Genomic DNA, 23,802 nt, shown 5'->3' with positions numbered 1-23,802 from the left:
ACTGATTGCGTGGCCCGTTCTTGCTGCTACTGCCTTCGGTACTGCTACCGCCATTGTCACGCCGCGCGCGACTGGGCGCGGCGGCGCGCTTCCTCGCGCAGGTCGATCGCCACGTCGATCTGCCGCAGATAGGCACGTTCTGCGGCCAGGGCGGCGCGCGCGGCGTCGGGTGTCGTGCGCACGAAGCGGATCGGCAGGTTGAGCCGCGCCTGCGCGAGTTTCCACAGGTCCGCACGGATCACCGTGCCGATCTTCGGGTAGCCGCCGGTGGTCTGCGCGTCGTGCATCAGCACGATCGGCTGGCCGTTCGGCGGCACCTGGATCGTGCCGGGCAGCACCGCATGCGACAGCAGCTCGGCCGGCCGCTCGCGCACGAGTTCGACGCCCGCAAGCCGATAACCCATGCGGTTGCTGTTCGCCGTGACGAGCCATTCCTCGTCCCAGAACGCCTGCTGCGCATCGGCGGCGAACGACGCGTAGTCGGGGCCCGGCAGCACGCGCACGGGCATCGCCCACGGCGCATGCGCGGGGCGGTGGCGGCGCGGCGGCTCGTCGACGCGCGCGAACGCGCACCACGCCGGCGCCTTTACCCCGAATTCGGGCGCATCGGCGGCGAGGCAGCCCATTCCGGCCGGAAGCACGCCGACCGGGAGGCGATCGCCGTCGCGCAGCGCGCGGCCGCCGAGGCCGCCGAAGCGTGACGCGAGATCGGTGCTGCGCGAGCCGAGCATCGGCAGCACGTCGATGCCGCCGGCGATGCACAGGTAGCCGCGCATCCCGCGTTTCGCGGCCGGCAGCACGAGCGTCTGCCCGGCCTCGACCGGCAGGCTCCACCACGAATATACGCGCCGGCCGTCGAGCGTGGCGCCGAACTCGGTGCCGGTGATCGCGATGCGGGTCGCGCGCGTGAAGCGGAAGGCGGCCGGGCCGATCGTGATTTCGACGGCCGCCGCGTCGGGACGGTTGCCGACCAGCCGGTTGCCGACCTCGAGCGCGAGGCTGTCGAGCGCGCCGCCCTGCGCGACGCCGAGATGGCGCGTGCCGCGGCGGCCGAGATCCTGCACGGTGGACAGCGGGCCGGCCCGCACCACCTCGATGGTGCCCGGTGCGTTGCTCTGGGTCATCGTGCGTCGACTCCCGCAATGGTGAAGCGCACGCGGTCGCCGGGCAGCAGCAGCGTCGGCTGCGGCCGCGCCGGATCGAACAGCACGTGCGACGTGCGGCCGATCAGTTGCCAGCCGCCGGGAGACGTGGCCGGGTAGATGCCTGTCTGTGCGCCGCCGATGCCGACCGAGCCAGCCGGCACCTCGAGGCGCGGCGCCGCGCGGCGCGGCGTGTGCAGCGCGGCATCGAGCCCGCCGAGATACGCGAAACCCGGCTGGAAGCCGACGAAGAACACGACGTAGGCGCCGGCTGCGTGGCGCGCGACGACCTCGTCGGCCGACAGGCCGGTATGGGCGGCGACGGCCGCCAGGTCGGGGCCGGCGGTGCCGCCGTACTCGACCGGGATTTCGACCTCGCGACCGTCCGCATGCTCGACGTCGGCCGTTTCCCATGCGTCGCGCAGCGCCGGCGTGAGCGCCCCGGCCGTCGTGGCGAGCGCGTCGAACACGATCGTCAGGTTGTTCATGCCGGGCACGACGTCGACCACGTCGGGCCACGCGCGCGCGACCTCGGCAACGGCCCAGACGCGGCGCTGGCAATCGAGCGTGGCGGGCGGCGGCACCTCGCAGACGAGGGCGGCATCGCCGAGCGGATAAATGCGGGGTTGCGTCATCGGACTGGCACGGTTCGGACGGCAATGTTAGCGCACATTGTCAATAAAATATCGACAACTTCCCAATAAGCGTTTTCGCCTAGCCCGGATGTCCGGGCTTCTGGCGTACACTCGGCACACCCTGTCATCCGGCTTGCTCCGTCTTTACATGAAGCGTCCTGCGACCAAGATCGTGTCATCCGAACACCTCGTTTCCGATTCGAGCGCGGAGCTGTCGGAGCTCGAATACGGGCTCATCATGGCAGGCAACGCGTTCAACCGGTGGATGGTGCGCTGCATGTCGGCGGCCGGCGCGAAGGACATGACGGCGGTCGAGGTGTCGCTGCTGCATCACGTGAGCCACCGTGAACGCAAGAAGAAGCTCGCCGACATCTGCTTCGTGCTCAATATCGAGGATACGCACGTCGCGACCTATGCGCTGAAAAAACTGATCGCCCGCGGCTATGTGAAGAGCGAGAAGAACGGCAAGGAAGTGTTCTTCTTCGCGACCGACGCGGGCCGCGACCTGTGCCTGAAGTACCGCGAGGTGCGCGAGCACTGCCTGATCGAGACGCTGAAGGACAGCGGGCTCACCAACGAGCAGATCGGCGACGCGGCGCAGTTGCTGCGCAACGCATCGGGCCTGTACGACACGGCCGCGCGCGCGGCGGCGTCGCTGTAAACGGTTGGGGCAGGGTCGGGCCGGGGTGGCGCCGGCCGTGGCGCGCGGCAGTGCGCCGGCGGGCGTGCGACGACGGACGCGGCGGCGCCCGCCGCATCATCAAGCGGCCGGGTAGAGCGCGCCGTCGGTCACGATCCAGCGCAGCGCGAGATCGTGCGCTTCGGCCGGCAGTGCGTCGACGCGGCACGCTTCATAGGCGATGCCGACCGTCACGGGCGGCTGGCTGCCCGGCCACGCGGCGAGCGTGCGGTCGTAATAGCCGCCGCCGTAGCCGAGCCGGTAGCGCTGCGGATCGAATCCCACACAGGGAATCAGCAACAGGTCGGGCACGACGACGATTCCCGACGCCGGTTCCGGAATCCGGTGATGGCCTTCGCGCATCGGCGTGTGCGTGTCCCATGCGTGGAACTCGAGCGGCGTGTGCCGCTCGCCGATCACGGGCAGCGCGGCGCGCCGGCCGGCACCGGCCGCGCACCAGGCGAGCACCGCATCGCGCGCATCGAATTCGCCCGGCAGCGGCCAGTAGAACCCGACCGTGCGCGGCGCGAGCCGTTCGAGCAGCGTGCGCAGCCGCGCGTCGAGCGCGGCGTTCGCGGCGGGTTGCGACGCGGCGTCGCGACGCGCGCCGGACAGCGTTTTGCGTAGCGCAACCTTCGGGTTCGGCACAGGGTTGCGTGCTATGCTTTCGCTCACTTCGTGCTCCATTCAAAACGATGTCGAACAGCCTTTTCCGAGTATATCGCGCGGTCGCGCTGACGCTTTCGGCCACCGCGCTCGTCGCTGGCACGGCCGCGTGCGCCGCACCGAACGACGATACGGTCTCCGGGGACGACCAGACCTTCGTGCAGCTTCGTGAAGCCGCGCGCCGCAACGACGCCGCGAAAGCCGCGCAGCTCGCGTCGATGATTCCGAACTATCCGGTACCGTCCTACGTCGAGTATTTCCAGATCAAGCCGCAGTTGTTCGATTCGACGGGCCGCGCGCGCGTGGATGCGCCGGACGCGCCCGTGCAGTCGTTCCTGCAGCGCTACGATGGCCAGGCGATCGCCGACCGCCTGCGCAACGACTACCTGCTCGTGCTCGGTGCGCGCCACGACTGGCGCAACTTCGACGATCAATACAAGCGCTTCGTGCTCGACGACGACACGCAGGTCAAGTGTTATGCGCTCGAATCGCGCGCGGCGCGCGGCGAGAACGTCGCCGATGCGGCACGCGCGCTGCTCGTCGAGCCGAAGAATTACGGCGACGCATGCGTCGACCTGATCACCGCGCTCACGGTCAACCAGCAGTTCACGAGCGACGACGTGTGGCAGCAGGCGCGCCTCGCGTACGAGCAGAACTACACGACGCTCGGCGGCAAGATCGTCGACGCGCTCGGCGCGCGTCCGGTCGGCTTCGACCAGGCGACGAGCGCGCCGCCGCTGTACCTCGCGCGCGGCGTCGGCCCCGACGCGGCGTCGCACCAGCTCGCGCTGATCGCGCTCGGCCGCATGGCGCGCAACGATCCGGACGCGGCCGCCGGCATGCTCACGACGGTCGCGCCTTCGCTGACCAAACAGGAGCAGGCGATCGCGTGGGGCGCGATCGGCTACCAGGGCGCGATCAAGCGCTCGCCGCTCGCGTCGGTCTGGTACGCGAAATCCGCGAATGCGCCGCTGTCGAACCCGGGCTACGAATGGCGCACGCGCGCCGCGCTGCTCGCCGGCAACTGGCCGATGGTGCGCTGGTCGATCGAGCAGATGCCGCCGTCGCTGCGCGACGATCCGGCGTGGATCTACTGGCATGCGCGCGCGCTCAAGCAGAGCGGCGACACGCTGCAGGCGAACCAGGAATTCGAGCAGGTCGCCGGGCAGTACAACTTCTACGGGCAGCTCGCCGGTGAAGAGCTTGGCCAGCGCACGACGATCCCGCCGCGCACGAAGGTGAGCGACGCCGAGATCGACGCGATGGGCAAGATTCCGGGCTTCGCGCTCGCGCAGCGTTTCTACGCGCTGAACCTGCGCCTCGAGGGCAACCGCGAATGGAACTGGCCGCTGCGCGGGATGACCGATCGCCAGCTGCTCGCGGCCGCCGAGTACGGCAAGCGCGTCGACCTGCTCGACCGCACGGTCAACACGGCCGACCGCACGAAAGCCGAGCACGATTTCACGCTGCGCTACCCGTCGCCGTACCGCAACATCGTCGAGCGCTACGCGCAGTCGACGGGCCTCGACACCGAATGGGCGTACGGGCTGATCCGCCAGGAGTCGCGCTTCATCACGAGCGCGCGTTCGTCGGTGGGCGCGGGCGGCCTGATGCAGCTGATGCCGGCCACCGCGCAGATGGTCGCGAAGAAGCTCGGCCTCGGCACGATCTCGCGCACGCAGATGCACGACATCGATACCAACATCCAGCTCGGCACCTGGTATCTGGCTGACATCTACAACAACTTCGACAGCTCGCCGGTGCTCGCCACGGCCGGCTACAACGCGGGCCCGGGCCGGCCGCGCCAGTGGCGCCAGGTGTTGACGCAGCCGGTCGAAGGCGCGATCTTCGCAGAAACGATTCCGTTCAACGAGACGCGCGACTACGTGAAGAACGTGCTGTCGAACACCGTCTATTACGCGGCGCTCTTCGAGGGCAAACCACAGTCGCTGAAGAAACGTCTGGGCATGATCTCGCCCTGATCCGCAATCTTCACACTGCCGCGCGAGACGCGGCAGTGTTCTTTTGAGGCCCACATCATGGATCGCCAGACCGTCGCGCTGCTGGGCGGCACCGGCTTCATCGGCAGCCGGCTCGTCAATGCGCTGATCGAAGCCGGCAAGCAGGTACGGATCGGCACGCGCCGGCGCGACCACGCGCGCCACCTGCAGATGCTGCCGGTCGAAATCGTCGAGCTCGAAGCGCTCGACACGCGCACGCTCGCGCGCTTCGTCGCCGGTGCGCACGCGGCGATCAACCTCGTCGGCGTGCTGCACGGCGGCCGCGGTACGCCCTACGGGCCCGGCTTCGAGCGCGCGCACGTCACGCTGCCGGCCGCGCTCGCGACCGCCTGCACCGAGGTGGGCGTGCAGCGCGTGCTGCACATGAGCGCGCTCGGCGCCGATTCGCATGGCGCGAGCATGTACCAGCGCTCGAAGGGCGACGGCGAGGCCGCGCTGCATGCGATCGCGGCGACCGATTCGCTCGCGCTGACGATCTTCCGCCCGTCGGTCGTGTTCGGCCCCGGCGATGCGTTCCTCAACACGTTCGCGAACCTGCAGCGCACGGTGCCCGTGCTGCCGCTCGCGATGCCCGACGCGCGCTTCCAGCCCGTGTTCGTCGGCGATGTCGTGCGTGCGTTCGTCAACACGCTCGATCTCGCGGCCGCGCACGGCAAGACCTACGAACTCGGCGGCCCGACCGTCTACACGCTCGAGCAGCTGGTGCGCTATTGCGGCACGCTGGTCGGCCGGCAGGCACGCATCGTGCGGCTGCCCGACGCGCTCGCGCGGCTGCAGGCGAGCGTGTTCGAATGCCTGCCCGGCGAGCCCGTGCTCACGCGCGACAATCTCGCGACGATGTCGGTGCCGAACGTGCTGTCGGGGCCGCTCGCGCCGGAGCTCGGGATCTCGCCCGCGAGTCTCGAAAGCATCGCGCCCGCGTATCTCGGCCAGGCCGCGCAGCGGTCCCGGTTCGACTGGTTCCGCTCGCGCCGCTAGGCCGGCCCGGGGGTCGTCGTTCAGCTTCGTCCTTTTCACCTTCTCGTTTTCCGGAACACCGTCATGAAACTCGTCATTGGAGACAAGAACTACTCGTCGTGGTCGATGCGTCCGTGGCTGCTGCTCGCGCATTTCGGCATCCCGTTCGACGAGATCGCGATCGAGCTGCGCCACGACGACACGGCCGCACGCATCCTCGAGTATTCGCCGTCCGGCAAGGTGCCGTGCCTGATCGACGACCACGGCGTCGCGATCTGGGATTCGCTCGCGATTGCCGAGACGCTCGCCGAACGCTATCCGCAGTTTCCGATGTGGCCGGCCGATCCGCTCGAGCGCGCGCATGCGCGCTGCGTCGCGGCCGAGATGCATGCGGGCTTCGCGGCGCTGCGCACGCAGATGGGCATGAACGTGCGCGCGTCGATGCCGGGGCGCGGCGCGACGCCCGATGCGCTCGCCGACGTCGCGCGCATCGACGCGTTGTGGAGCGCGTGCCTCGAGGCGTCGGGCGGGCCGTTCCTGTTCGGCGAATTCGGGATTGCCGATGCGATGTACGCGCCCGTCGTGATGCGCTTCAACACGTACGCGCCGGGCCTGTCGCCGGAAGCGGCCGGTTATGCGGCCCGCGTGACGGCGCTGCCGGCCGTCCAGCGCTGGATCGACGCCGCGCGCCGTGAAACGAACGTGATCGCCGAATTCGAGCCGCAGCCATGAACATCTACGCAGTAGGCGGTGCGATCCGCGACGAATTGCTCGGCGTGCCCGTGCAGGACCGCGACTACGTGGTGGTGGGCGCGACCCCCGAGCAGATGGCCGCGCAGGGTTTCCGGCCGGTGGGCAAGGATTTCCCGGTCTTCCTGCATCCGCGGACGCAGGAGGAGTACGCGCTCGCACGCACCGAGCGCAAGACGGCGGCCGGTTATCACGGCTTCCAGTTTCATTACGCGCCGGACGTGACGCTCGACGAGGATCTCGCGCGGCGCGACCTGACGATCAACGCGATGGCGCGCGAAGTGAGCCCGGAGGGCGAGCTGGTCGGGCCCGTGATCGACCCGTTCGACGGGCAGGCCGACCTGCGCGCGCGCGTGTTCCGCCATGTGAGCGATGCGTTCGTCGAGGATCCGGTGCGGATCCTGCGCATCGCGCGCTTTGCCGCGCGGTTCGCGGATTTCACGGTCGCGGACGAAACGCTCGCGCTGATGCGGCGGATGGTCGACGCGGGCGAGGTCGACGCGCTCGTGCCCGAACGCGTCTGGCAGGAAATCGCGCGCGGGCTCATGGAGGTGAAACCGTCGCGGATGTTCGCGGTGCTGCGCGAGTGCGGCGCGCTCGCGCGCATCCTGCCCGAAGTCGATGCGCTGTGGGGCGTGCCGCAGCGCGCCGACTACCACCCGGAGGTCGACACCGGCGTGCACGTGATGATGGTCGTCGACTATGCGGCGAAGCAGGGTTATTCGCTACCGGTGCGCTTCGCGGCGCTCACGCACGATCTCGGCAAGGCGACGACGCCTGCCGACGTGCTGCCGCGCCATATCGGCCACGAGGGACGCAGCGTCGACCTGCTCAAGCCGTTGTGCGAACGGCTGCGCGTGCCGAACGAATGCCGCGATCTCGCGCTCGTGGTCGCGCGCGAGCACGGCAACCTGCATCGCGTGATGGAGATGGGCGCGGCCGCGCTGGTGCGGCTGTTCGAGCGCAGCGACGCGCTGCGCAAGCCGGCGCGTTTCGCCGAGATGCTGCAGGCGTGTGAATCGGATGCGCGCGGGCGGCTCGGGCTCGATACGCAGCCGTATCCGCAGGCCGAGCGGCTGCGCGTCGCGCTCGCGGCCGCGCGCAGCGTCGATGCCGGCGCGATCGCGCGCGGCATCGGCAACGACACGGAGAAGATCCGGGAGGCCGTGCATCGCGCGCGGATCGAGGCTGTCGCGCAGGCGCTCGAGATCGGCGAATAGGGCGGCAGGAAGGGCGGCAGGAAGGGCGCGCGTCGCGCGCCTGCAAAGCCGTTACGGCTTCTTCTTGCGTGCCGGCTTGGCGGCCGCCACGCGTTTGCCGGCGGCCGCGCGCGGCTTGGCTGCCGCCTTCTGGTCTTTTTTCACGGTGCCGGCGGCACGATCGCGATCCGCCCGTTTGGGCGCCGGCGCGCGGCGGCTCGTGCGCGGTTCGCCCGCCGTGGCGCGCACGACGGGGGCCGGTTTCGTGGTGTCCATCGTCGCGGACACGAATCCGGCGCGACGGTCGTCGAACAGCGGCAGCGTGCCGACCGCGATCACCTCGGCCGGCCCGTCGCCCACGTTGGCGACCCGATGCCGCTTGCGCGCGTCGAAGTGCAGCGAGTCGCCGGGCGACAGCGGGTAATGCTTCTTGCCGACCGTGAAGCAGATCCGGCCGGCCAGCACGTACACGAATTCGTCGCCGCCGTGCGCCACCCATTCCGAGCGGTAGCCTTCCATCATCCGCACCTTGAGCGCGTTGATCTGGCTGCCGTCGAACGTGGTGGACAGGCGTTCGTACCATTGCGACGTGGCGTCGAGCGCGTACGCCTTGCGGCTGCCCGCGTGCGAATCGGGCTGCGCCTGGCGCGGCTGCTCGATCAGCGCGCCGAGCGGCACGTCGAGCGCCTTCGCGACGTTGACGAGCGACGACAGCGAGATGCCCGTGAGATGGCGCTCGACCTGGGACAGGAACCCGACCGACAGTTTCGCTTCGGTCGCGACTTCCAGCAGCGTCTTCTTCGCTTCCCGGCGCAGGCGGCGAATGCGCTGGCCGATACGCATGATGTCTGAATCCATGAATCTCTTTCGCGGCAACGAATCGGGAGGCGGGCGGACGGGCGGTGCAGTCGCCGGACAGGGAATTCCGCGCACCGCACGAAGCACGGCCGTCGGGGCGGCGATGCCGGCGCATTGTACCGCGCGGTACCGCCGGACGAACGCCCGTTGTGCAGGGATCCGCAAGCGTCATGCCGATTTTAGCCCTACGAAAATTTCAGCTTGACCTCAATTTCAGCGTGCTCTAGATTCTGTCGCGCGCATCAAAAAAAGTTAAGTGAGACGAAAATTTTTTTAAGGCCTGCCGCCGGGACGGTACGGCGGCCCGGCGCCGTGCCGCGCCGGGTCGAGCGTCGACCGTGCAGCGGCGCCGGGCCGCGTCAGGCCTGCTTCAAGCCTGCTTTGGGCCTGCTTTGGGCCTGCACCCCGCCGCGTCACCGCCGGCCGCCGACAACAATGCATAACGGGCTTCCGATGATCGATCGACTGAAATACAGCTTCTCCGGCCTTCCCCCGTACGACGCGTCCGTCGTCGACACGCAGGCGGGCCTGTCGCGCCTGCTCGACGCCGCGCGGCTCGACGCGGTACTGGTCACGTCGCAGGACGAATACGTGACCGAGTACCTGCCGCGCAGCAACAACCCGCGTTATGCGCTGTCGGGCTTCGACGGTTCGGCCGGCTGCGGGATCTTCCTGAGCGCGGCGACCGCGCAGGCGCTCGGCGTGCCGCCGTTCGTGCTGTTCGTCGACGGTCGTTATCACCTGCAGGCCGAGCAGCAGTGCGATCCGGCACGCGTGCGCATCGAGAAGCTCGGGATGAACGTGACGATCTGGCAGGCGATGGCCGACTGGCTGGTCGCGCACGGGAGCCGGCTCGCACGGGTCGGCTACGACGCGCGGCGGATCAGCGTCGCGCAGCGCGATCGCCTGTTCGAGCGGACGCAGGCCGCGTCGCTCGACTGGACGAGTCTCGCCGAGCGCGAGATCGATCGCGCGATCGCGTTGCCGGGCTGGGTCGTCGAGCGGCCGATCTTCGAGGTGCCGGAAGCGATGACCGGCCTGAGCGTCGCGCAGAACCTCGACGCGCTGAACCGCAAGCTCGCCGCGCATACCGGCGCGCCGGACGGCAGGACCGCCTTCTTCACCTGCGCATCGGACGACCTCGCGTATCTGCTGAACAGCCGCGGTTATCACATCCCGAATGCGTCGTCGCACCTCGGCTTCCTGTTCGCGGTGGGCGGGCAGGTGGCGTTGTTCCTGCCGGAAGGCTGCGACCGCTGCGAGGTCACGCTCGAGTCGTATCCGGCGCTGCACGTGATCCGGCGCGATGTCGCGGCGCTCGAGCGCTTTCTCGCGCCGTTCGCGGTCGAGCATGTGTGCTACGGCTTCGAATCGGTGAACTGCGCGCTCGTCGACGCGGTGAAGCGGGTGTGGCCGCAGGCGCGGCATACCGACTTCAACCCGGTCGAGGCGATGCGGGCCGGCAAGACGCCGGCGGTGCTCGACCGGTTCCGCGACGCGTTTGCGCGCAGTTCCGCGGCGATCGCCGAGACGATGCGCTGGGCGAAGACGGGCGAGCCGGGCGTGCGCCATACCGAATACGACCTGGCGCGCGCGATCAACGATGCATACGCCGCGCGCTCCGCGGTTGCGCTGACGTTTCCGTCGATCGCCGCGAACGGCGCGAACAGCGCGTTCGCGCATTACACGGCGGCGAGCGCCGACGTCGAGCTGACGGAAGGCGAACTCGTGCTGCTCGACAGCGGCGCGTATTACGAAGCCGGCTTCGCGACGGACTGCACGCGCGTGGTGCTGCGCCGGACGCACCCGGATACGGTCGCGCAGCCGTGGCAGCGCGAGATCTACACGGTTGCGCTGAAGGCCTGCATCAAGGGGCTCGTCACGCGCTTCCCGAGCACGGCAAAGGGCGGCGACGTCGATGCGCTCGTGCGGCAGGTGTGCCGCGATCACGGCCACGATTTCGGCCACGGCACCGGGCACGGCGTCGGGATTCACGTGCACGAGGGCGGCGTGCGGTTCGCGCCGGGCGCGCAGTACGGGCTCGTGCCGAATGCGGTGATTTCGGTCGAGCCGGGCATCTACCTGCCGGGCAAGGGCGGCGTGCGGATCGAGAACATCGTGATCATCCGTCAGGACGACGCGCAGCCGGATACCGTGACGTTCGAGAACATCGTGACGGTCGGCTACGACTGGGACCTGATCGATCTCGACCTGCTGGACGACGACGAGCGCGCATACCTGCGCGACTACGAGCGGCTGTGCGTCGAGCGCGGCACGCAGGTCACCGCGTGTCCGCTGCTGTAGGCACCGCCGCCCGCGCCGGTCAGTTCAGCAGGCGCGCCCGCGCGAACGGCGCGATCCGCTCGGCGAGCCACGCGTGCGTGCGTGTCGTCGGGTGCAGCGTGTCCCAGAACACGAAGCGCGCCGGGTCGCGGCAGTCCGCACGCGGCGTCTGCGCGCTCAGGTAGGTGAGCGACGACGGTTTCGGGATGTCGAGGCATGCGCGCTTCGCGTCGTCGAAGCCGTATTGGGCCGGATGGCTCAGCAGGTCGTCGAACAGCGCGTACGCGTCGAACACCTCGAGCCGCAGCGTCGCGCCGTAACGGGCGCGCAGCGCGGCGGCCGCGTCGGCGAGGCGCCGGTTGTAGTCCTTCACCTGCGCGGCGACGCTCGCCGTGTCGGTGCGCGTCGCGAACACCGGTGCGCGCGACACGTCCGGCAGCGTGACGAGCATGATCCGCGTCGCGCCGGCCGCGGCGAGCCGCTCGAGGCTGTCGCGCACCGCATTCGCCGCCTGCTCGGGCGAGCGTCCGTAGTTCACCAGGTCGTTGCCGCCCGCGAACACCGCGAACAGCGTGTTGGCGGGCCGGTAGTCCGGCGCGCGATCCATGTATTCGCGCCACGAGTCGATCTGCTGCACGAGGCCCGGCACGACGAGGTACTGGTCGGTCGCCGCGCCGCCGATCGCCCAGTTGTAGAACGGCAGCCGCAGCGCGTTCGCGAGATATTCGGCCCACACCGGGCCGTTGCTGAAGCGCCCCGCCTGCCAGCTCGTGCCGTTCGGCAGCTTCCACTGGCTCGCGTTGAACATGTTCTGCGTGTCGGACAGGCTGTCGCCGAACACGATCAGCTTGTTGACGCGTGCGTCCTGTTGCGCGGCGTCGAGGGTCCATACCGTGTAGTTGAACGACAGCGCGTTGTTTGCCGCGACCGCCTGCACGAGGTCGGACCCGATGCCTTTCGCGGCCAGCGTCTTGCGGCACACGTCGGCGAGCGTGTCCTGCGTCGTCGTGCTGTAGAACATGTTCTTCCACTGCGTGATGCCGTCCGCCCACCAGTAGCCGGACACGCGATACCAGTCGCCGCCGGCGGGGTCGCGCGCCCATTCGTAGGTCGCGGCCGGCTTCAACGGATCCGCGTCGATCCGGTACCAGCAGCGCAGGTACGTGTAGGTGTCGGACCCGCGGCGCGACGTGCGCGGCGTCGCGCCGGGCGTGCCCGGGGCGGCCGGCGGCACGATGTCGGGGCCGGCCGGCGACAGCGACATGTCGCCCGTCGGCACGGGCAGCGGCGCGGCGCCGGCGGCCTGCGCGGCGGAAAGCGTCAACGCGGTGCCCAGCGTCGCGGCGGCGGAAACGGCGGCGGTGCGGTACGAAAACGGAATGCGGAAATATGGCATGCGGCCCTCTTCTGATTGTTGTGACGGGACGGCGGCGCGGTTGCGCAGCCGTGTATCGGAAGGGACCGTGAGTGCCGGGTTCGAGCCCGGTCTGTCGAAACGCGGGAGGCCGCGAATGGCGGCGAGGTGCTGCGAGGTACTACGAGATGCTGCGAGGTGCGGCAGGGAAGGCAGCGGCGCCGCTGCCGGTCAGTCAGTTGGTCAGTCCGTGCTTCAGCGCATGAGCGCCGATACGCGCCCGTCGGGGCCATAGACGCCGGCCGGCGCGGGCGCCGAGCGCAGTACCGCGAGCGCGCGCTCGTTGTAGTCCATCCGGATCCGGATCAGCATCCCGTTGTTCGCATTGGCCTGGCGCGCGCGTTCGGCGGCCTGTTGCAGCAGCTGCCAGCGGCCGGCGAGGCGCGCATCGCGCTCGGCGGCCTGGTCCATCCCCTTCTTGCCGGCCGGAAAGCCGAGCGCGGAAAGCTGGGTGTCGCGCGTGCGTTCGAGCTGCGCGAGCCGGTCGATCAGCTCGCTCTTCTTCTCGACGATCCCGGGCAGCATCTCGAGCGGCTGGGCCATCGTCAGCGCCTTTTCCTCGTAGGCGAGCAGGGACGCGAACGCCTCGACCGTCGCGTGTTCGTCGTTGACCGTGGCCAGCAGCTCTTCTCTCATCGCGTCATGCTCGTCGCGCCGGCGCGGGTTGGGCGCGCCGGCAAACCGGGAGACCGGGGGACCGGCCGCGAGGCCGGCTTCAGTTGCCCGGACGCTGCTGCTGCAGCAGCTCGCGGGCGGTATTCAATACGCCGTCGGCGATCTTGTTCGCATCGATCGTCAACGTGCCGTTGTTCAGCGCGTCCTTGATCGACTGGACGAGGCCCGTGTCGATATCGGCGTTGCCGGACGCGGAGACCGAACGCAACTGGCCGGACAGACCCGACAGGTTCACGGTCGTGTCGCCGCCGGTCGACCCTGCGTCGGCCGCCTGCGCGGACGAAGACGAGGCCGTGCCGGATGGCGCACGGGTCGCGCCGTTGCCGGTCGGCGCCAGGGGGCTCGGGTTCGGAGTGGAATCGATCTTCACGATGGGTTTCCTGTTCGGTTTGACCCAGATAACGGCCGGGTCGGCCCGAACTTTAGCATCGCGAGCCCGAAATGCTCCGAATAAACAATTCTTTACATTCTTGCCGCAGGATCCGTCCCTACAGCGGAATCTCCACGGTGCCGGCGTCCTTGACGATCGCCGTGACGATCTGGCCCGCCGCCATCCGCACCCTGACCGACTGGCCGGGCGCGGCATTCGCCAGCGCGCTGCCCTCGGCCGAAATCGTGAAACCGGGCCCTGCCGCGACCACCCGCACCGTCTGGCCGGCCGACACCGACGCCGCGCTCTTGAGCAGGTCCTGCCGCAGCGGCAGCCCGGCCGAGATGCGCGCGAGCGCGGTCGAGCCGATCGCCTGCGCCGGATCGGTGATCACCGCGAGCGGCAGCACCGTCAGGTCGCCGTCGCGGGCGACCAGGTCGGCCGCGGAGAGCGGCTCGCCGGGCGCGATCTGGCGCGCGGCGACGTAATAGGTGGCCTGCACGGTGACTTTCGCCTGCAGGTAGACGGTCCACGGCCGCTCGCCCGCGCAGCGCACGCCGACCGTCGTGCGGCCCCACAGGCGCGCGCCGGTCGGCATGAACGGCTCGAGCGTCGTGCACGCGGCGAGCCCGCGCGGAAACGCGGTCGTGACCGTCGCGGTGGTCTTGCCGGGCAGGCCCGCGATCTGCTGCTGCAGGAACGCGAGGGCCGCGCGGCGGATCGACTCGGGATCCTGCTGGCCGGGCGGCGTCGCGGGCTGGGCGGCATTGGCGGCATTGGTGGTATTGGCCGCCGGGGCCCGGTTGGCGGAACCCGGTGTCGCGCGCGGCGCCGGCAACGCCGACGCGGCGCGGGCGGCCGCCATGCGTGCGGCGAAGGCCGGCTGCGGGGCCGGCCGCACGGGATTCGACGCGGGTTCGGCCGTGCCGGCGACGACCATCGCGATCGCAGTCGGATCGGCGGCACGCGGCGCGCCGTATCCGGCGTTCGCGCGGGCGGCTGCGTAGGTGGGGCGGGGCGCGGGCGCCGGTGCCGCAGCAGCCGGCGGCGGGACGGTCGTCACGACCATCGTGCCGGCCGGTTGCGGCGCGTAGCCGGTGCCGGCGGCACCCGTGCCGCTCGTCGCGCGACCCGCGTCCGGCGCGAGGCCCGCACCCGGCGCCATCGCCGCATTCCCGCCGAACTGCCCGCCGCTTGCCGCATTGGCGTGCGCGAGCGCGGTTTCGGCCGTCTCGCCGCGCCCGGGAATCACGATCATCCCGTCGTCCGCGTGCGCGGCCGGGGCGGCGATCCACAGCGCCGCGGCGAGCGCAAAGGCACGCGCAAAGGCACGCGCAAAGGCACGCACAAACGCACGCCGGACGTGCGTGAGCCGCCCGTTCCTTCCGCGAAGTGCGCTGCCAGTCATCGCCTGATCCCCGATCCGTTGCTCCGCTTCGCATTCTAGGGAGCGGGGCCGTCGCGCAAACGATGAATAGAGGGGGCCTTTGCCGCGTTATTCGCCCGATTGCCGGTTGCGTCCGGCGCCTACCATCGCTGTCATGGAAAAAAGCCTCTCGGGTCGCCATCCGGCGCGAGGGGCGTGCAGCGCTTCATACGGAGAGACGCACACATGCTGGACAAACTCGATGCGGAATTCGCGTTCGGCCGACAGGCGCTCGACGTGCGCGCCTATCGGCAGGAACTGCTGTCGTCGAACATCGCGAACTCCGACACGCCCGGCTACCAGGCCCGCGACGTCGATTTCGCGTCGACGCTCGCGCGCTCGCTGAAGCAGGCCAATGGCGGCCTCGCGCCGAGCAACGCCGCGCAACTGCCGATGACGCAGCCGGCCGGCGTGACGAGCGGCATGTCGATGGTGTCGACGGCGGCGGGCCACATGGCCGGCACCGCGAAGCTGATCCCGACGGGCGGCCCGGCGGACGACTACGGCCGCGCGCAGTACCGGATGCCGCTGCAGCCGTCGCTCGACGGCAACACGGTCGATCTCGACGTCGAGCGCGTGCAGTTCGCGAACAACGCGCTGCACTACCAGACCGGGATGACCGTGATGACCCAGCAGATCAAGGCGATGATCGCCGCGATCACGACGAACCAGTGACGGCGCGCGCCGCCTCCGAATCCGAGCAAAAGGAGCTTCCATGCCTTCGTTGATGAACATCTTCGGCGTCGCCGGCTCGGCGCTGTCCGCGCAGTCGCAGCGCCTGAACGTCACCGCGTCGAACCTTGCGAACGCCGACAGCGCGACCGGCCCCGACGGCAAGCCGTACAAGGCCAAGCAGGTCGTGTTCGCGACCGACCCGATCGGCGGCGCGCGCACCGCGTCCGGCCAGGGCGTGGGCGGCGTGCGCGTGACGAAGGTGATGGACGACCCGTCGCCGATGAAGTCGACCTACGACCCGTCGAACCCGGCCGCCGACGCGAACGGCTACGTGCAGATGCCGAACGTCGATCCGGTGCAGGAGATGGTGAACATGATCTCGGCGTCGCGCTCGTACCAGGCCAACGTCGAGACGCTGAACACCGCGAAGACGCTGATGCTCAAGACGCTGACGATCGGCTCGTAAGCCGCGCGCCGACCGACCTTACAGACCCGACAGTTCCGAAAGTCCAGACAGAAGGCCACCCAGGATGACTTCCTCCAGCACGACGATCGGCAGCAGCGGCACGAACGTGTCGAACCTGCCGACCGACACGATGAACACCAACAACGTGTCGTCGACCAACGGCACGTCGGCGAGCGACCTGCAGGCGACGTTCCTGAAGCTGCTCGTCACGCAGCTGCAGAACCAGGACCCGACCAGCCCGGTCGACAGCTCGCAGATGACTTCGCAGCTCGCGCAGATCAACACGGTGAGCGGCATCGCGCAGTTGAATACGTCGCTCACGTCGCTGTCGTCGCAGCTCACGGCCGGCCAGCAGACGCAGGCCGCGCTGCTGATCGGCACGAACGTGCTCGCGCCGGGCAACGCGGTCGCGGTGAAGGGCGGCGCGGCGTCGCCGTTCGGCGTGTCGCTGTCGAGCTCGGTGTCGAACCTGACGATCACCGTGAAGAACGCGGCGGGCACCGTGGTGAACACGATCAAGGCGGGCGCGCAGTCGGCCGGCACCGTGCCGTTCAACTGGACGCCGACCGACTCGGCGGGCAACGCGCTGCCGGACGGCAAGTACACGGTCAGCGCGTCGTACACCGACAGCAACGGCACGCCGCAGCCGGCCACGACGCTCGCGGCCTCGACGGTGCAGAGCGTGATCAAGCAGGCGGACGGCACGGCGGGGCTCGTGCTGTCGAACGGCACGACGGTGGGGCTGACCCAGGTCGCGTCGATCTTCCCGAACACCGCATCGTCCTCGCCCTCGTCGGGCGGCACCACCACCAACTGATACTGATCGAGCATTCTCGAAACGGAGACCGAAATGGGTTATCAACAGGGTCTGAGCGGCCTCTCGGGTGCATCGAACGCGCTCGACGTGATCGGCAACAACATCGCCAACGCGAACACGGTCGGCTTCAAGTCGAGCACCGCGCAGTTCGCCGACATGTACGCGAACTCGGTCGCGACGTCGACCAACACGCAGATCGGCATCGGGACGCGGCTGAACTCGGTCGAGCAGAACTTCGGCCAGGGCGGGATCACCACGACGAACTCGTCGCTCGACGTCGCGATCAACGGCAACGGCTTCTTCCAGATGTCGAACAACGGCGTGACGACGTACTCGCGCGACGGCACGTTCCAGCGCGACAAGAACGGCTTCATCGTCGACTCGCAGGGCCGCAACCTGATGGGCTACGCAGCCAACACGGGCGGCGTGATCAACACCGCGCAGACCGTGCCGCTGCAGGCGCCGACGACCAACCTCGCGCCGACCGCGACGACCAAGATCTCCGCGCAGTTCAACCTGAACTCGCAGGACACGGTGCCGACCAAGACGCCGTTCAGCGCGACCGACAACACGACGTACAACTACTCGACGTCGATCCAGGTATACGACTCGCTCGGCGGCTCGCAAGCGGTCAACATGTATTTCGTGAAGTCGGCGGCCGGCACGTGGGAAGCATACGCGGGCGTGCAGGGCGGCGCGACGAACGACCTCGGGACGGTCACGTTCAACTCGTCGGGCGCGATCCAGAGCACGACGACGGGCACGCCGGCCACGCCGACCACGTCGCTCGGCCAGTTCCAGTTCACGGTGCCGAACACCGACGGCTCGGCGACGCCGCAGAACCTCACGCTCGACCTGACCGGCACGACGCAGTACGGCGGCAAGGACGGCGTGAACAACCTCGCGCAGGACGGCTTCGCGAGCGGCACGCTGACGACCTACACGATCGGCACCGACGGCAAGCTGACCGGCAACTACTCGAACGGCCAGACGTCCGTGCTCGGCCAGATCGCGCTCGCGAACTTCAACAACCCGAACGGGCTGGTGAACCTCGGCGGCAACCAGTACGCGGAAAGCTCCGCGTCGGGCGTGCCGCAGATCTCGGCGCCGGGCAGCACGAACCACGGCACGCTGCAGGGCAGCGCGCTCGAGAGCTCGAACGTCGACCTCACGTCGCAGCTCGTCAATCTGATCACCGCGCAGCGCAACTACCAGGCGAACGCGCAGACGATCAAGACGCAGCAGACCGTCGACCAGACGCTCATCAACCTGTAAGCGCGGATAACGGGCAGCCATGGACCGACTGATCTACACGGCGATGACGGGCGCGTCGCAGTCGCTCGACCAGCAGGCGATCGTCGCGAACAACCTCGCGAACGCGTCGACGACGGGCTTTCGCGCGCAGCTCGCGACGTATCGCGCGGTGCCGATGAATTTCGGCGACGGCAGCAACATCGACCCGACGACGACACGCACCTACGTGCTCGCGTCGACGCCCGGCGCCGATTACGCGCCGGGCCCGATCACGCGCACCGGCAACCCGCTCGACGTCGCCGTGCAGGGCGCCGGCTGGCTGGCGGTGCAGGCGGCCGACGGCAGCGAGGCGTACACGCGCGCCGGCAACCTGCATGTCGACGAGAACGGCCAGCTCGTCACCGCGAGCAACCTGCCGGTGGTCGGCAACGGCGGCCCGATCTCGGTGCCGCCGAACGCGGAAGTGACGATCGGCAAGGACGGCACGGTGTCCGCGCTGATGCCGGGCGACCCGCCGACGGCGGTCGCGATCGTCGACCAGATGAAGCTCGTCAATCCCGATCCGGCCACGCTCACGCGCGGCAACGACGGGTTGTTCCGCACCGCCGACGGCAATCCGGCCGACGCCGACCCGAACGTGGTCGTCACGCCGAATTCGCTCGAGGGCAGCAACGTCAACCCGGTGACCGCGATGGTCGCGATGATCGACAACGCGCGCGCGTTCCAGCTTCAGTCGAAGCTGATCCAGACGGCCGACCAGAACGAGCAGTCGGCGAACCAGCTGCTCAACTTCAGCTGAGCGCCCGCGCCAGCCCACGCAGGAGAATTGACAAGTGAACCGTTCGCTCTACATCGCCGCCACCGGCATGAATGCGCAGCAGGCGCAGATGGACGTGATTTCGAACAACCTCGCGAACACCAGCACGAACGGCTTCAAGGCGTCGCGCGCGGTGTTCGAGGATCTGCTGTACCAGACCATCCGCCAGCCGGGCGCGAACTCGACGCAGCAGACCGAGCTGCCGTCGGGCCTGCAGCTCGGCACCGGCGTGCAGCAGGTCGCGACCGAGCGCCTGTACACGCAGGGCGGCCTCACGCAGACCGGCAACTCGAAGGACGTCGCGATCAACGGCGCGGGCTTCTTCCAGGTGCTGATGCCGGACGGCACGAACGCGTACACGCGCGACGGCTCGTTCCAGACCAACGCGCAGGGCCAGCTCGTCACGTCGAGCGGCTACCAGATCCTGCCGGCGATCACGATCCCTCAGAACGCGACGTCGCTGACGATCGGCAAGGACGGCGTCGTGTCGGTCACGCAGGCGGGCTCGACCAACTCGGTGCAGATCGGCTCGCTGCAGATCGCGACCTTCATCAACCCGGCCGGCCTCGAGGCGCGCGGCGAGAACCTGTTCTCCGAGACCACGTCGTCGGGCGCGCCGAACGTGTCGCAGCCGGGCCTGAACGGCGCGGGCGTGCTCAACCAGAACTACGTCGAAGCGTCGAACGTGAACGTCGTGCAGGAGCTCGTCAACATGATCCAGACGCAGCGTGCCTACGAGATCAACAGCAAGGCCGTGACGACGTCCGACCAGATGCTGCAGACCGTCACGCAGATGAAGAGCTAACCGGAAAGTCCCGTCGTCGCCATGAAGCAGGTTCGCCTCCTCCCGTCAGCCACCGTCCGCGCCGCATGCGCGGTCGCGGTGGCGGCGCTCGCCGCCGGTTGCGCGCAGATTCCGCGCGATCCGATCATCCAGCAGCCGATGACGGCGCAGCCGCCGGCGCCGATGTCGATGCAGGCGCCCGGCTCGATCTACAACCCCGGTTACGCGGGGCGGCCGCTGTTCGAGGATCAGCGGCCGCGCAACGTCGGCGACATCCTGACGATCATGATCGCGGAGAACATCAACGCGACCAAGTCGTCGGGCGCGAACACGAACCGGCAGGGCAACACCGACTTCAACGTGCCGACGGCCGGCTTCCTCGGCGGGCTGTTCGCGAAGGCGAACCTGTCGGCCGCCGGCAACAACAAGTTCGCGGCGACCGGCGGCGCGAGCGCGGCGAACACGTTCAACGGCACGATCACGGTGACCGTCACCAACGTGCTGCCGAACGGCAACCTGGTGGTCAGCGGCGAGAAGCAGATGCTGATCAACCAGGGCAACGAATTCGTGCGCTTCTCGGGCGTCGTGAACCCGAACACGATCTCGGGCGCGAACTCGGTCTACTCGACGCAGGTCGCCGACGCGAAGATCGAATACTCGTCGAAGGGCTACATCAACGAAGCCGAGACGATGGGCTGGCTGCAGCGCTTCTTCCTCAACATCGCGCCGTGGTGATGACGATGCAGAAGACCCTGTTCAACCGGCTGTCGGCCCGCGCGCATGCCGCTGCGCGGCTCGCCCTCGTGTTCGCGGCGGTGGCCGCGACGTGCGTGATCGGCGCGGCGCCCGCGCACGCGGAACGCCTGAAGGATCTCGCGCAGATCCAGGGCGTGCGGGACAACCCGCTGATCGGCTATGGCCTCGTCGTCGGTCTCGACGGCACGGGCGACCAGACGATGCAGACGCCGTTCACGACGCAGACGCTCGCGAACATGCTCGCGAACCTCGGCATCTCGATCAACAACGGTTCGGCCAACGGCGGCCCGTCGTCGCTGAGCAACATGCAGCTGAAGAACGTCGCGGCCGTGATGGTGACCGCCACGCTGCCGCCGTTCGCGCGGCCGGGCGAGGCGCTCGACGTCACCGTGTCGTCGCTCGGCAACGCGAAAAGCCTGCGCGGCGGCACGCTGCTGCTCACGCCGCTGAAGGGCGCGGACGGCCAGGTCTATGCGCTCGCGCAGGGCAACATGGCGGTCGGCGGCGCGGGCGCCAGCGCGAACGGCAGCCGCGTGCAGGTGAACCAGCTCGCGGCCGGCCGGATCGTCGGCGGCGCGATCGTCGAGCGTGCGGTGCCGAACGCGATCGCGCAGATGAACGGCGTGCTGCAGCTGCAGCTGAACGACATGGACTACGGCACCGCGCAGCGGATCGTGTCCGCGGTCAATTCGAGCTTCGGCCCGGGCACCGCGACGGCGCTCGACGGCCGCACGATCCAGCTCGCCGCGCCGGCCGATTCGGCGCAGCAGGTCGCGTTCATGGCGCGCCTGCAGAACCTCGACGTGAGCCCGGACAAGGCGGCGGCGAAGGTGATCCTGAACGCGCGCACCGGCTCGATCGTGATGAACCAGATGGTCACGCTGCAGAGCTGCGCGGTCGCGCACGGCAACCTGTCGGTCGTGGTCAACACGCAGCCGGTGGTATCGCAGCCGGGGCCGTTCTCGAACGGGCAGACGGTGGTGGCGCAGCAGTCGCAGATCCAGCTCAAGCAGGACAACGGCGCGCTGAAGATGGTGACGGCCGGCGCGAATCTCGCCGACGTCGTGAAGGCGCTGAACACGCTCGGCGCGACGCCCGCGGACCTGATGTCGATCCTGCAGGCGATGAAGGCCGCCGGCGCGCTGCGCGCCGACCTGGAGATCATCTAAATGGCAGCCTCTCTTCCGAACGCGAACGACCTCACGCAGCGCTTCGCGCTCGACGTGCAGGGTTTCGACGCGCTGCGCGCGCAGGCGAAACAGTCGCCGCAGGCCGGCGCGAAGGCGGTCGCCGGCCAGTTCGACGCGATGTTCACGCAGATGATGCTCAAGAGCATGCGCGACGCGTCGCCGGACGGCGGGCTGTTCGATTCGCATACGTCCAAGCTGTACACGTCGATGCTCGACCAGCAGCTCGCGCAGCAGATGTCGACGCGCGGGATCGGCGTCGCCGATGCGCTGATGAAGCAGCTGCTGCGCAATGCGGGGCAGGGCGCGGGCAGCGACACGGCGGCCGACGTCGGCGCGGGCGGCCTGGGCGCGGGCGGCCTCGGCACGTCGGGTAACGAAGGCGGCCTCGCCGCGATGAACGCGATGGCGAAGGCCTACGCGAACGCGGCGAACAACGGCGGGCTCGCCGGCACGCGCGGCTACTCGGCCGGCAGCGCGCTGACGCCGCCGCTGAAGGGCGCGAGCGGCGTGCAGGACGCCGACGCGTTCGTCGACCGGCTCGCGGGCCCCGCGCAGGCGGCGAGCGCGTCGACCGGCATCCCGGCGCGCTTCATCGTCGGCCAGGCCGCGCTCGAGTCGGGCTGGGGCAAGCGCGAGATCCGCGCGAGCGACGGCTCGACCAGCTACAACGTGTTCGGCATCAAGGCGACCAAGGGCTGGACCGGCCGCACGGTGTCGGCGCTGACGACCGAATACGTGAACGGCACGCCGCGCCGCGTGGTCGCGAAGTTCCGCGCGTACGACTCGTACGAGCACGCGATGACCGATTACGCGACCCTGCTGAAGAACAATCCGCGCTACTCGGGCGTGCTGAGCGCGAGCCGCAGCGTCGAAGGCTTCGCGCACGGGATGCAGAAGGCCGGCTACGCGACCGACCCGAACTACGCGAAGAAGCTGATCTCGATCATGCAGCAGATCGGCTGACGGCCCGTCGGCCAGCGCCGTTGCCCCTTTCGGACCGCGCCCGGCAGCCCGCCGCGCGCGGTTTCAACGTTTGCGCGAAAAAAATCCCCGTTTCGATCTAAACTTTCGGTCAGCACTGCCGCTAAGTGTGAGAGACCTGCGACCGGGCCCCCGTTCTGGCCCGGTTTTATCGCGCACCGGTTGCCCGGGCGCCCATGACAAGAAAGACCGGCTAGCCATGAATATCGAAACGTCGACGGACCCCAGCCTGGATGCAGGCCACTCCGGGCCCGACTATGCCCGCCGCAATCCGCTGGAAATCGGCGTGCAGCTGCGCAACCTCGTCAATCGCGGCGATTTCCTGACCGTCCAGTATCCGGGCGGCCAGCTCGTCACGCGCCTGCTCGAGGTGGATGTCGGCGCACGGACGTTCACGTTCGACTGGGGCGCGCTGTCCGAGCAGAACGCCGGCATCCTGGGCGCGTCGCACTGCACGTTCGCGGCCGCGCCGGAGGGCGTGCGCGTCGAATTCTCCACGGGCACGCCGCGCGAGACGCGCTACGAGGGGCTGCCCGCGTTCGTCGCCGATTTCCCCGAAGTCCTGATGTGCATCCAGCGCCGCGAGTATTTCCGCGTCGATGCGCCGGTCGTCGATCCGTACGTGTGCCGCGGCAAGCTGCCGGACGGCGAGAGCTTCCTGTTCGAGGTGCACAACCTGTCGCTCGGCGGCGTGGGGCTGCGCACGGCCGACGAACGCGTCGAGGCGCTCGAGGTCGGCACGCTGCTGCCCGACGTCGAGCTCGAGCTGACCGGCCACGGCAAGCTGTCGCTCGACCTGCAGCTCGTGTCGCAACGTTCGACGCAGATGCCGAACGGATCGCGGCGCTACCAGCTCGGCTTTCGCTACATGTCGCTGCCGGGCAGCGCGGAGAACACGCTGCAGCGGCTGATCACGCAGCTCGAGATGAAGCGCCGCTCGCTCGCGCGGGCCTGACGCGCACGCGGCCGCCGGCCCCGCCCGGGGCC

24 protein-coding genes are annotated in these 23,802 nt (G+C 69.2%); 16 read left to right on the top strand and 8 right to left on the bottom strand.

The window, feature by feature from the left end; genetic code table 11:
* Positions 1–56: 56 nt before the first annotated feature.
* On the bottom strand, positions 57–1,124 hold the full coding sequence (locus PQB87_RS16945) for a 5-oxoprolinase subunit C family protein (RefSeq protein WP_059688314.1): 1,068 nt from the start codon (positions 1,122–1,124) through the stop codon (positions 57–59).
* Positions 1,121–1,777 carry a 5-oxoprolinase subunit PxpB gene (gene pxpB / locus PQB87_RS16940; RefSeq protein WP_059688313.1) on the bottom strand — a complete coding sequence of 219 codons (657 nt, stop codon included), beginning with the start codon at positions 1,775–1,777 and terminating at the stop codon, positions 1,121–1,123. Before pxpB ends, PQB87_RS16945 begins: the two co-directional genes overlap by 4 nt.
* Before the next feature lie 148 nt (positions 1,778–1,925).
* On the opposite strand from pxpB, the gene PQB87_RS16935 reads away from it, so the two are divergent.
* Positions 1,926–2,438: a winged helix DNA-binding protein gene (locus tag PQB87_RS16935; RefSeq protein ID WP_027788908.1), complete on the top strand. Its 513-nt coding sequence runs from the start codon at positions 1,926–1,928 to the stop codon at positions 2,436–2,438.
* A 99-nt stretch (positions 2,439–2,537) separates the two neighbouring features.
* Here the strand turns inward: PQB87_RS16935 and PQB87_RS16930 are convergent, their stop codons facing one another.
* Positions 2,538–3,143 (bottom strand): 5-formyltetrahydrofolate cyclo-ligase, encoded by a 606-nt coding sequence (locus tag PQB87_RS16930; protein WP_059688312.1) that lies wholly within the window; start codon positions 3,141–3,143, stop codon positions 2,538–2,540.
* Between the two features lie 8 nt (positions 3,144–3,151).
* Here PQB87_RS16930 and PQB87_RS16925 point away from each other — a divergent pair, with 8 nt between their 5' ends.
* From PQB87_RS16925 to PQB87_RS16910, 4 genes are all read left to right on the top strand, one after another.
* Positions 3,152–5,104, top strand: a complete 1,953-nt coding sequence (locus PQB87_RS16925) for a lytic transglycosylase domain-containing protein (RefSeq protein ID WP_489242409.1) — start codon at positions 3,152–3,154, stop codon at positions 5,102–5,104.
* 57 nt (positions 5,105–5,161) lie between these two features.
* The gene (locus tag PQB87_RS16920) at positions 5,162–6,121 is read left to right on the top strand and encodes a complex I NDUFA9 subunit family protein (RefSeq protein WP_059496543.1); all 960 of its coding nucleotides are present in this window, start codon (positions 5,162–5,164) and stop codon (positions 6,119–6,121) included.
* Positions 6,122–6,184: 63 nt separating this feature from the next.
* Positions 6,185–6,832, top strand: coding sequence for a glutathione S-transferase family protein (locus PQB87_RS16915; protein WP_059688310.1), 648 nt, complete (start codon positions 6,185–6,187; stop codon positions 6,830–6,832).
* Positions 6,829–8,070 (top strand): multifunctional CCA addition/repair protein, encoded by a 1,242-nt coding sequence (locus PQB87_RS16910; protein WP_059483924.1) that lies wholly within the window; start codon positions 6,829–6,831, stop codon positions 8,068–8,070. Before PQB87_RS16915 ends, PQB87_RS16910 begins: the two co-directional genes overlap by 4 nt.
* Positions 8,071–8,121: 51 nt before the next feature.
* Here the strand turns inward: PQB87_RS16910 and PQB87_RS16905 are convergent, their stop codons facing one another.
* Positions 8,122–8,907: a helix-turn-helix domain-containing protein gene (locus tag PQB87_RS16905; RefSeq protein ID WP_174415847.1), complete on the bottom strand. Its 786-nt coding sequence runs from the start codon at positions 8,905–8,907 to the stop codon at positions 8,122–8,124.
* 453 nt (positions 8,908–9,360) lie between these two features.
* Here PQB87_RS16905 and PQB87_RS16900 point away from each other — a divergent pair, with 453 nt between their 5' ends.
* Positions 9,361–11,211, top strand: coding sequence for a M24 family metallopeptidase (locus PQB87_RS16900; RefSeq protein WP_489242408.1), 1,851 nt, complete (start codon positions 9,361–9,363; stop codon positions 11,209–11,211).
* Between the two features lie 19 nt (positions 11,212–11,230).
* Here the strand turns inward: PQB87_RS16900 and PQB87_RS16895 are convergent, their stop codons facing one another.
* From PQB87_RS16895 to flgA, 4 genes are all read right to left on the bottom strand, one after another.
* Complete coding sequence (locus PQB87_RS16895; protein WP_489242407.1) at positions 11,231–12,586, bottom strand: SGNH/GDSL hydrolase family protein; 1,356 nt, start codon at positions 12,584–12,586, stop codon at positions 11,231–11,233.
* Between the two features lie 213 nt (positions 12,587–12,799).
* Positions 12,800–13,240 (bottom strand): flagella synthesis protein FlgN, encoded by a 441-nt coding sequence (locus PQB87_RS16890; RefSeq protein WP_021163144.1) that lies wholly within the window; start codon positions 13,238–13,240, stop codon positions 12,800–12,802.
* A 79-nt stretch (positions 13,241–13,319) separates the two neighbouring features.
* Positions 13,320–13,649 (bottom strand): flagellar biosynthesis anti-sigma factor FlgM, encoded by a 330-nt coding sequence (flgM, locus tag PQB87_RS16885; RefSeq protein WP_027788917.1) that lies wholly within the window; start codon positions 13,647–13,649, stop codon positions 13,320–13,322.
* A gap of 118 nt (positions 13,650–13,767) precedes the next feature.
* Complete coding sequence (flgA, locus tag PQB87_RS16880; RefSeq protein ID WP_489242406.1) at positions 13,768–15,057, bottom strand: flagellar basal body P-ring formation chaperone FlgA; 1,290 nt, start codon at positions 15,055–15,057, stop codon at positions 13,768–13,770.
* Positions 15,058–15,261: 204 nt separating this feature from the next.
* Between flgA and flgB the strand changes: the two genes are divergently transcribed.
* The 10 genes from flgB to PQB87_RS16830 all read left to right on the top strand — a co-directional run bounded on the left by flgB (position 15,262) and on the right by PQB87_RS16830 (position 23,770).
* The gene (gene flgB / locus PQB87_RS16875; protein ID WP_021164155.1) at positions 15,262–15,750 is read left to right on the top strand and encodes a flagellar basal body rod protein FlgB; all 489 of its coding nucleotides are present in this window, start codon (positions 15,262–15,264) and stop codon (positions 15,748–15,750) included.
* A 40-nt stretch (positions 15,751–15,790) separates the two neighbouring features.
* A complete protein-coding gene (gene flgC, locus PQB87_RS16870) occupies positions 15,791–16,216 on the top strand; it encodes a flagellar basal body rod protein FlgC (RefSeq protein WP_021164156.1) in 426 nt (141 codons plus the stop codon).
* Between the two features lie 64 nt (positions 16,217–16,280).
* Positions 16,281–17,033, top strand: coding sequence for a flagellar hook assembly protein FlgD (locus PQB87_RS16865; protein WP_489242405.1), 753 nt, complete (start codon positions 16,281–16,283; stop codon positions 17,031–17,033).
* Positions 17,034–17,066: 33 nt separating this feature from the next.
* Positions 17,067–18,308 carry a flagellar hook protein FlgE gene (gene flgE, locus PQB87_RS16860; RefSeq protein ID WP_174415851.1) on the top strand — a complete coding sequence of 414 codons (1,242 nt, stop codon included), beginning with the start codon at positions 17,067–17,069 and terminating at the stop codon, positions 18,306–18,308.
* 19 nt (positions 18,309–18,327) lie between these two features.
* Entirely contained in the window at positions 18,328–19,086 is a 759-nt protein-coding gene (gene flgF, locus PQB87_RS16855) for a flagellar basal-body rod protein FlgF (RefSeq protein WP_027788921.1), read from the top strand.
* 34 nt (positions 19,087–19,120) lie between these two features.
* The gene (flgG, locus tag PQB87_RS16850) at positions 19,121–19,909 is read left to right on the top strand and encodes a flagellar basal-body rod protein FlgG (RefSeq protein ID WP_021164160.1); all 789 of its coding nucleotides are present in this window, start codon (positions 19,121–19,123) and stop codon (positions 19,907–19,909) included.
* A gap of 21 nt (positions 19,910–19,930) precedes the next feature.
* On the top strand, positions 19,931–20,623 hold the full coding sequence (gene flgH, locus PQB87_RS16845; RefSeq protein WP_021164161.1) for a flagellar basal body L-ring protein FlgH: 693 nt from the start codon (positions 19,931–19,933) through the stop codon (positions 20,621–20,623).
* Between the two features lie 5 nt (positions 20,624–20,628).
* Positions 20,629–21,813 carry a flagellar basal body P-ring protein FlgI gene (locus PQB87_RS16840; RefSeq protein WP_489242404.1) on the top strand — a complete coding sequence of 395 codons (1,185 nt, stop codon included), beginning with the start codon at positions 20,629–20,631 and terminating at the stop codon, positions 21,811–21,813.
* Positions 21,814–22,797, top strand: a complete 984-nt coding sequence (gene flgJ / locus PQB87_RS16835) for a flagellar assembly peptidoglycan hydrolase FlgJ (protein WP_059688302.1) — start codon at positions 21,814–21,816, stop codon at positions 22,795–22,797.
* Between the two features lie 217 nt (positions 22,798–23,014).
* A complete protein-coding gene (locus PQB87_RS16830) occupies positions 23,015–23,770 on the top strand; it encodes a flagellar brake protein (RefSeq protein ID WP_059688301.1) in 756 nt (251 codons plus the stop codon).
* Positions 23,771–23,802: the final 32 nt, after the last annotated feature.

The organism is Burkholderia sp. KL41 (assembly GCF_057005415.2).
This window is presented reverse-complemented; position numbering and strand designations above follow the sequence as displayed.